Source organism: Patulibacter medicamentivorans, from assembly GCF_000240225.1.
GTDB classification, from domain to species: domain Bacteria; phylum Actinomycetota; class Thermoleophilia; order Solirubrobacterales; family Solirubrobacteraceae; genus Patulibacter; species Patulibacter medicamentivorans.
On sequence record NZ_AGUD01000099.1, the window covers coordinates 1 to 7,770 of the forward strand.

Sequence of the window (7,770 nt, forward strand, 5' to 3'; positions counted from 1 at the left end):
ACCCCACCGTCCTCACCAAGCCCTCCAAGTACGCCATCCGCACGCCCAAGAACGGCAGCGGCGACTGAGCGCCACCTTGGCGTTCGGGAGCTGAGCCGTCGTGTCGGCGGCGCCGTGGTTCCGGATCGTCCAGCTCGAGCTCGCCGGTGAGCTGGAGCTCCCGGACGGCCGCTGGATGGTTCGCGGTCATGCCAACCGCCCGCGCGCGGTGGTGGTCGTGGAGAGCACCGAGCGTCCCCGCCGGCGCTTCCTGCGGGGTCGCCGGGACGAGGACGGCCCCGCTCCCCTCCCCGCGTCGCGGCTGACCGTCGTCGACGCCGACCCGCTCGAGATCGCCGACCCGCAGCAGTGGCTGCGCGACGAGAACGCCGAGCAGGCGCTCGGCACCGCGCTCGAGCTGGTCCGGCGCCTGCTGCACCTGCAGACGATGGCCGCCGGCGACATCGACCCGCGGCCCGTCCGGGCCCGTGACCTGGTCGCGGCCAGCATCGGCTACGGCACCGGCGACGAGGCTTCCGCGGGCCGCTGGACGGCCGCGCGCCGGATCACGGTGCCGAGCGACCAGCCCGACCGGATCCGCCGCAGCGGCCGCGGAATGGGCAGCGAGGAGCGGCTCGCCGACCTGCTGGCCGGGCGCGACGCGGTCCTGGCCGCCGAGCTGCTGACCCTGCGCGCCCGCCAGGACCTGACCGCCGGCCGCACGCGCGAGGCCGCGCTGCAGCTGCGCGTGGCGCTGGAGGCCGCGATCGCCGAGCTGGAGCCGTGGCGCGACGTCCCGGGACTCGACCCCGCCCTGGCGAGCCTCCGCGACGCACGCGGCACGACCGCCGAGATCGCCGCCGCCGCCGCGCGCGGCGGCCTCGACGACGCCCAGGTCGAGACCCTGCGCGAGATCCTCTCGACCCTGGTCCGCGCCCTGACGAAGCGCTCCGGAGGCCGGCGGATCGGCGAACGGCCGATCTGGACCGGGACGCCCCCGGTCGCGCCGCCCGGCTGACGACCCGGGCTCAGCCGCCCAGGCGATCGAGCGCGGCCAGCAGGCCGGTCAGCTCGTCGACGACGTCGCCACCGAGCCGGACCGCCGCCGCGTCGTCGTAGGGCGTCTCGCTGGCGGTCACCACCGCCAGCCGGCCACCGGCCGAGAGGGTCGCCGCCGGCAGCTCCGAGACCGGGAACACGACCAGCGAGCTGCCGATGCACAGCAGCAGGTCCGCCCCGAGCGCCAGCCGCTCGGCACGGGTGATCGCGGCCGCCGGCAGCATGTCGCCGAACAGCACCACGTCGGGCTTCAGGACGCCCGCGCAGACGCCGCAGCGCGGCACGCCGTCCGGAGCGGAGCTGATCAGCCGCAGCGTCTCGTCCAGCCCCGTCCGGTGGCCGCAGGCGGGGCAGTGGCAGCCGGCGATGCTGCCGTGCAGCTCGACGACGTCCCGCGAGCCCGCCTTCTCGTGCAGCAGGTCGATGTTCTGGGTCAGGACGGCGTCGAGGTGGCCGCGCCGCTCGAGCTCGGCCAGGGCCCGGTGGGCGGCGTTGGGCTCGATCTGCCCGAGGCTCGCGAAGCGGTGCCCGTAGAAGGCCCAGAACCGCTCGGGATCGTGGCGCCAGACGTCGACGTGGGCGACCTCCATCGGGTCGACGTTGGCCCAGATCCCGGTCGTCGGCGTGCGGAAGTCCGGGATCCCCGACGGAACGGAGATCCCGGCACCGGTCAGCGCCACGACCGACCCCGCCTCGCGGACGAGGCGGGCCAGCTGCTCGAGGTGGTCGGTCATGGCGCGACGCCCGGGCCTACTTGCCCTGCCAGCGCGGCTCCCGCTTCGCGATGAAGGCGCCGATGCCCTCCTTGGCGTCGGCCGACGCGAACACGCGAGCGAAGCCCTGCTTCTCGGCCTCGATGCCGGCGTCGAGGTCGGCGACCGCGCTGGCCTTCTTGATCTCGGCGACGGCCAGCGGCGCCTGGGCCGCCAGTCGGCGGGCCCAGTTGAGCGCGACGTCGAGCAGCTCGTGGTCGTCGACGACGAGGTTGACGAGCCCGTGGGCGAACGCCTCCTCGGCGAGGATCGGGTCGCCCACCAGGTTCAGCTCCAGCGCCTTCGCGTCGCCGACCAGGCGCCGCAGCCGCTGGGTGCCGCCGAAGCCGGGGATGATCCCGAGCTTGACCTCGGGCTGGCCGAAGACGGCCGAGCGGCCCGCGATCCGCACGTCGGCGGCCAGCGCCAGCTCGGAGCCACCGCCGAACGCCAGGGCGTTGACCGCGGCGATCGTGACGATCGAGCTCTCGCCGAACTCGCGGAAGAGCGCGTGGGCGTCGTTCAGGAGCGCCGCGCCGGTGGTCTCGTCGAGCTTCGTGAAGGCCTTGATGTCGGCGCCGGCCGAGAACACGGCCGACATCGGCGAGGCCGAGGCGAAGACCAGCGCGCGGACGCCGCTGGCGTTGGCCGCGTCCCAGACCTTGCGCAGGTCGGCGACCAGCTCCGGCGAGATCGAGTTGACCGGCGGGTTGTCGATCCAGGCGATCTGCACGTCGCCACGGGTCTCGACCTTGACCTTCTCGCCCGGCTGCTCGGCGTCGTACTGCGGGTAGACGTAGAAGCCCTGGCCGGTCTTCGCGCCCAGGCGGCCCTGGGCCACCAGGCGACGGACCAGCACCGGCGCCTCGAAGCGGTCGCCGTGCTGCTCCTTGGCCGCCTCGAACCGCTCGAGGATCGTGTCGAGGCCGTCGACGTCGGCCTTCAGCAGCGGCGGCAGGATGCCGCGGCGCGGGTCCAGCCCGGTGCCGGCCGCCATCCCCAGGTCGACGTCGCGGTGGGTCGCGTCGCCCTCCTCGATCAGCAGCGAGGCCTCGCGGACCTGGGCCAGGTGGGCCAGGTTGATGATCTCCTCGATGTCCGGCGCGGCGTCGCCCTCGACGTTCGAGGAGCCGTCGGCCTTGTAGAAGCCCTCGCCGGTCTTCTGCCCGAGCTTGCCCTCGGACACCAGCTGCTGCTGGCGCTTGTGGATGAAGAAGCGCGCGGCGGTCGACGTGTCGCCCTCGTCGACCTCCTCGACCATCTGCTCCTGCAGGTGCAGGGCCGGGTCCATGCCGAGCGCGTTGAGCAGGAAGAACGGCCCCATCGGCAGCGCCTTGCCCTGCAGACCCTCGTCGATCGCCTTGATCGACAGGCCGCCCTCCTCCTGGGCGCGGAAGATCTCGGAGAGGCCGGCGGCCAGCAGCCGGTTGACGGTGAAGCCGGGGCCCTCGCCGACGACGATCGGCTGCTTCTTGGTCGTCTGGGCGAACGCGTAGGTCGTGGCGATCGTCTCCGGCGAGGTCAGCTCGCCCTCGACGATCTCCAGCAGCGGCATCACCGACGCCGGGAAGAAGTAGTGGGTGCCGATGACCTTGTCCGGGCGCACGGTCGCGACGGCGATGTCGCTGATCGCCAGGCCCGAGGTGTTCGAGGCGAGGATCGCGTGGCCGGGCGTGACGGCGTCGAGCTCGGCGAAGACCGCCTGCTTGATCTCGAGCTTCTCGGGGACGGCCTCGATCACGAAGTCGACGTCGCCGAAGGCGTCGTAGGTGAGCGTGCCGTGGATCCGGCCGATCACCTCGGCGACCTGGGCGTCGGCCTCCTCCTGGGTCGCCTTGCCCTTCTTGACCAGCTTGCCGGCCTGGCTGGCGGTCGCGGCGCGAGCGGCCTCGATGCCCTGGTCGACCAGCTCCTGCTTGATGTCCTTGAGGACGACGTCGATGCCGGCGGCGGCGATGGTCTGGGCGATCTGCCCACCCATGGTCCCTGCGCCGACGACCGCGGCCTTGAAGACGAACGACATGGCGGCTGTACTGCTCCTGAGTCGGGTGAGGTCCGGCCCCGGGGCGGCGCGACAGCGGCGTCGACGACCGGGGAAGGACGGCGAAGCCTACTGGCCGACCGGCCAGGCGGCCGTCAGCCGACGAGCTCTCGGCGCAGCGCCGCGACCGCGTCGGCGACCTCGTCGAGCGTCGGCACGACCTCGCCTCGCAACCGCTCGCGCTCGACGGCGCCGGCGTCGGTCAGACGGTAGAAGCGGCGCGAGCGGCGCACCGGATGCTCCCACTCCCCGACCGCCAGGCCTTCCTCCTCGAGGGCGCGCAGCAGCGGGTACATGGTGTTCGGGTTGACGGCGACCAGGCCGCCCGAGAGCTCGCGGATGCGGTCGATCAGGCGGTTGCCGTAGGCCGGCTCGTCGCCATCGAGCAGCTGCAGGACCAGCAGCCGCACGAGCCCCGCCCGCCGCAGCGCCCCGCCCAGCGGCTCCTGCCCTCCCCCGGTCCGCGCCGGCCGTCCCGCGCCCGCGGCCTCCTCCGGGAGCACCGCCTCGCGGGTCGCCTCGCGGGCGGCACGACGCGCCTCGCGGCGCCGGTCGACCGAGGATGAGGGGGACACCCTGTCAGCATCGCACGCCCGGCCGACCGCAGCCGCGGCAGCGGGACGACCGTCCAGCGACCGTCAGGCGATCCCGGGGAACCCCAGCGTGGTCGAGACGCCGACGGCGGTCGGCCAGGACGTCGCGGCCAGCCAGTCCCTGCGCCCGACGCTGACGCGGACCTCGTTCATCACGATCGGGACCCCGCCGACGACCTGCAGCTCGCGCGGGACGTCGAGGTCCAGCTGGTACGCCCAGCGGCCGCTGCGCTTGGTGACCCGGCCGATCACCGGCGCCCGGACCACCGCCGGGTTGTCCATCTCGACGAAGAAGTAGACCCGCGTCGGCCCGCCGTTGAAGACGGTGATCCGCGCCTCGGTCGGCGACGTGTCGGCGTCGGCGGTCGCGCGACCGCGGCCCATCATCGATCCCTTGGGACAGGGCTTCATCGTCCCCCGGGAGAGCACGTCGAGTCCGCAGCGCGGGAACTTCGCCCCGTTGTAGACCGACCCGCGCGGGAAGAGGAACGACACGTGCTGGAGCGTCCGGCGCTCCTCGGAGACCGGCTTCCCCCACCGCATCAGCACGTCGACCCGGAGAGCGCGCGGGCGGCGCGTCGACGGCGCCGCACGACCCGGCGCCAGGCTGGCGACGATCTGGGTCTCCGTCGTCAACGGCCCGCTGGCCGCCGACGGCGACGCGCCGGCCGCGACGGCCAGGGTCGTGATGAGCAGGAGCGCGAGCGGTCTCATGAGCGGCACGCCGGCCGTCCGCCGGCTCGGCGCTCCGACCCTATCCGACCGCGCGCGGCTCAGGAACATCACTGGCTGGTGATCGCCCGCGCCGGCGCCACCCACCCCGGAACGACGACGGCCGCCCATCGGGCGGCCGTCGCGGCGGCGGGTCGGAGGACCCGTTCGCGGTGACTCAGACGGTGGTGATCGCCGCCGCCTCGACGTTGCGGCCGAGCAGCGTCTCCTTGGCGATCACGAGCCGCTGGATCTGGGCGGTCCCCTCGTACAGCTGCATGATCTTGGCGTCGCGCATCAGCTTCTCGACCTTGTACTCCTTGATGAAGCCGTAGCCCCCGTGCACCTGGACGGCGTCGGTGGTGACCTCCATGCAGGAGTCGGCGGCGAAGCGCTTCGCGTGCGAGCTGGCCAGCGTGTTGCGGAGGCCGGCGTCGAGCAGCGCCGCGCTCTGCCAGGTCAGCAGGCGCGAGGCCTCGATCTTGGTCGCCATGTCGGCGATCATGAACTGGATCGCCTGGTGCATCGCGATCGGCACGCCGAACTGGACGCGCTCCTTCGAGTACTCGGTGGCCATCTCGAAGGCGGCGCGGGCGATGCCGGTGGCCATCGCGGCGACGCCCGGACGGGTCCGGTCCAGCGTCATCATCGCCAGCTTGAAGCCCTTGTTCTCCTCGCCGAGCAGGTTGGCGGCGGGGACCACGGTGTCGTTGAAGGTGATGGTCGCGGTGTTCGATGCCCGCTGACCCATCTTGTCCTCCTTCTTGTCGACCGTGACCGTGTCGTCCTTGGGCACGACGAAGGCCGAGATGCCGCGGTGGCCGGCCTCGGGGTCGGTCTTCGCGTAGACCGTGAAGTAGTCCGCGTAGCCGCCGTTGGTGATGAAGCACTTCGAGCCGTTGATGACGTAGTCGTCGCCGACCCGCTTGGCGGTGGTCCGCATGCCCGCGACGTCCGAGCCGGCGCCCGGCTCGGTGAGGCAGAACGAGACCAGCTTGTAGCTCTCGGTGATGTCGCCGAAGACCCGCTTCTTCAGCTCCTCGCTGCCGCCGAGGTTGATCGGCGCGCAGGCCAGGCCGTTGGCGGCCAGCGAGGTGCCGATGCCGGAGCAGCCCCAGCCGAGCTCCTCCTCGATCAGCACGCCCTCGAGGTAGTTCATCCCGGGTCCGCCGTACTCCTCCGGGATGTGGGTGTTCATCAGCTGCAGCTCCCAGCCCTGCTTGAGGACCTCCTCCGGCCAGCTGCCGTCCTTGTCGTGCTCCCAGGCGACCGGGCGCATGACGTTGGCGGCGAAGTCGTGGGCCATCTCGCGGATGGCCTTCTGATCGTCGGTGAGCGTGAAATCGACCACGGGAGAGCTCCTGGACGGACCTGAGCAGGGAGATTGACTGGTCAGTCAACCGAGAACGACCACAGGATATCGCGCTCCGGGGCCGCCGTCGCGATCGTCGCAGCCCGCGGACGCCACGTCGAGCGTCCGATCCCGCGCGACCGTGGCGGTGCGTCAGACTGGCGGCGTGGACACGGTGATCACGATCGTGGTGTTCGGGGTGGTCGGGCTCTCGGGCCTGATCGCGATCGGCGTGCTCTTCCGCGGCGACCACCCGCACGACCAGATCGGCGCCGGCGGGCTCGACGTGTCCGCCGGGCCACCGCGCGTCCCCGGCGGCCCGCCGGAGGACACCCCCGCGATGCGCGAGGACGACATCCGCCAGATGCTCGAGGCCCGCAACCGCCGCCGCCGGGCCCGCGGGCAGGCCGAGTCCGACGTCGATGGCGAGCTGCGCGCCCTGCTCGACGACCGCCCCGCGCCCGCCGAGCGCCAGCGCGACCCGAGCGTCGAGGCCGAGGCGCGAGCGATCGTGACCGCGCGCAACGCACGGCGCCGGCGGCGCGGCGAGCCCGAGGGCGACGTCGAGGCCGAGGTCGCCGAGCTGCTGGAGCGGGTCGACCCGGCCTGATCCGGGCCGCGACGCCCGACGACGGGGGACGCCGGTTCACGGGACCGACACCCCCTGTGTGCAGGATCTTCACGGTCCCGGGGGCGTCGGCCGGGGAGCGTTGCGGCTGCATGGCCACCGCCGTCCTCCGCCCGTTCCCGACCCCGCCCGGCCGTCCCGCTCCGCCGGCGCCCCCGACCCCGCCGACCGGCGACCGGCAGCTGTCGGTCGCCTCGGCCGTCCTCGAGCTGCCCGGCGGGCGCCGCCTCGGATACGCGTGGCACGGCCCCCGCGACGGCCGGCCGGTCGTCTACCTGCACGGCGCGGTCGGAACGCCGCTGCGACCGGACCCGGCGATGCTCGACACGCTCGCCCGGCGGCACGTCCGGCTGCTGCTGCCCAGCCGCCCCGGGTTCGGCCGGTCCGACGTCGCCCCGGGACGCCGGGTCGCCGACTGGCCGGGCGACCTGCTGGCGCTCGCCGACGCGCTGCGGCTGGAGCGCTTCTCGCTGATCGGCGTCTCGGCCGGCGGCCCCTACGCGCTGGCCTGTGCGCGCGAGCTGCCCGCCGAGCGGCTGCGGCGGACGCTCGTCACCGGCTGCGTCGCCCCGGTTCTCGGCGCGGGCGCCGCGGCCCCCGGATCGCTGGTCCTGCGCGGCGGCCGGGCCGCGCTCCGTCGCCCCGACCTGGCGCGC

Annotated in this window: 8 protein-coding genes; 3 read left to right on the forward strand and 5 right to left on the reverse strand. The window is 73.6% G+C overall.

Features of this window, described 5'->3' with window-relative positions:
- Positions 1–100: 100 nt before the first annotated feature.
- Positions 101–997 (forward strand): hypothetical protein, encoded by an 897-nt coding sequence (locus PAI11_RS08500; RefSeq protein ID WP_007573102.1) that lies wholly within the window; start codon positions 101–103, stop codon positions 995–997.
- Between the two features lie 10 nt (positions 998–1,007).
- On the opposite strand, the gene PAI11_RS08505 is transcribed toward PAI11_RS08500, so the two are convergent.
- From PAI11_RS08505 to PAI11_RS08525, 5 genes are all read right to left on the reverse strand, one after another.
- On the reverse strand, positions 1,008–1,772 hold the full coding sequence (locus PAI11_RS08505; RefSeq protein ID WP_007573104.1) for an SIR2 family NAD-dependent protein deacylase: 765 nt from the start codon (positions 1,770–1,772) through the stop codon (positions 1,008–1,010).
- A 16-nt stretch (positions 1,773–1,788) separates the two neighbouring features.
- Positions 1,789–3,813, reverse strand: a complete 2,025-nt coding sequence (locus PAI11_RS24160) for a 3-hydroxyacyl-CoA dehydrogenase/enoyl-CoA hydratase family protein (protein WP_007573105.1) — start codon at positions 3,811–3,813, stop codon at positions 1,789–1,791.
- A 113-nt stretch (positions 3,814–3,926) separates the two neighbouring features.
- Entirely contained in the window at positions 3,927–4,406 is a 480-nt protein-coding gene (locus PAI11_RS08515; protein WP_007573107.1) for a PadR family transcriptional regulator, read from the reverse strand.
- A 63-nt stretch (positions 4,407–4,469) separates the two neighbouring features.
- Positions 4,470–5,147, reverse strand: a complete 678-nt coding sequence (locus tag PAI11_RS08520) for a hypothetical protein (RefSeq protein ID WP_040599302.1) — start codon at positions 5,145–5,147, stop codon at positions 4,470–4,472.
- Between the two features lie 166 nt (positions 5,148–5,313).
- The gene (locus PAI11_RS08525; RefSeq protein ID WP_007573111.1) at positions 5,314–6,486 is read right to left on the reverse strand and encodes an acyl-CoA dehydrogenase family protein; all 1,173 of its coding nucleotides are present in this window, start codon (positions 6,484–6,486) and stop codon (positions 5,314–5,316) included.
- A gap of 166 nt (positions 6,487–6,652) precedes the next feature.
- Here PAI11_RS08525 and PAI11_RS08530 point away from each other — a divergent pair, with 166 nt between their 5' ends.
- Together PAI11_RS08530 and PAI11_RS08535 are read left to right on the forward strand one after the other, a co-directional pair.
- Entirely contained in the window at positions 6,653–7,096 is a 444-nt protein-coding gene (locus tag PAI11_RS08530) for a hypothetical protein (protein ID WP_007573112.1), read from the forward strand.
- A 110-nt stretch (positions 7,097–7,206) separates the two neighbouring features.
- A partial coding sequence (locus PAI11_RS08535) for an alpha/beta fold hydrolase (protein WP_138974182.1) occupies positions 7,207–7,770 on the forward strand: 564 nt, incomplete at its 3' end.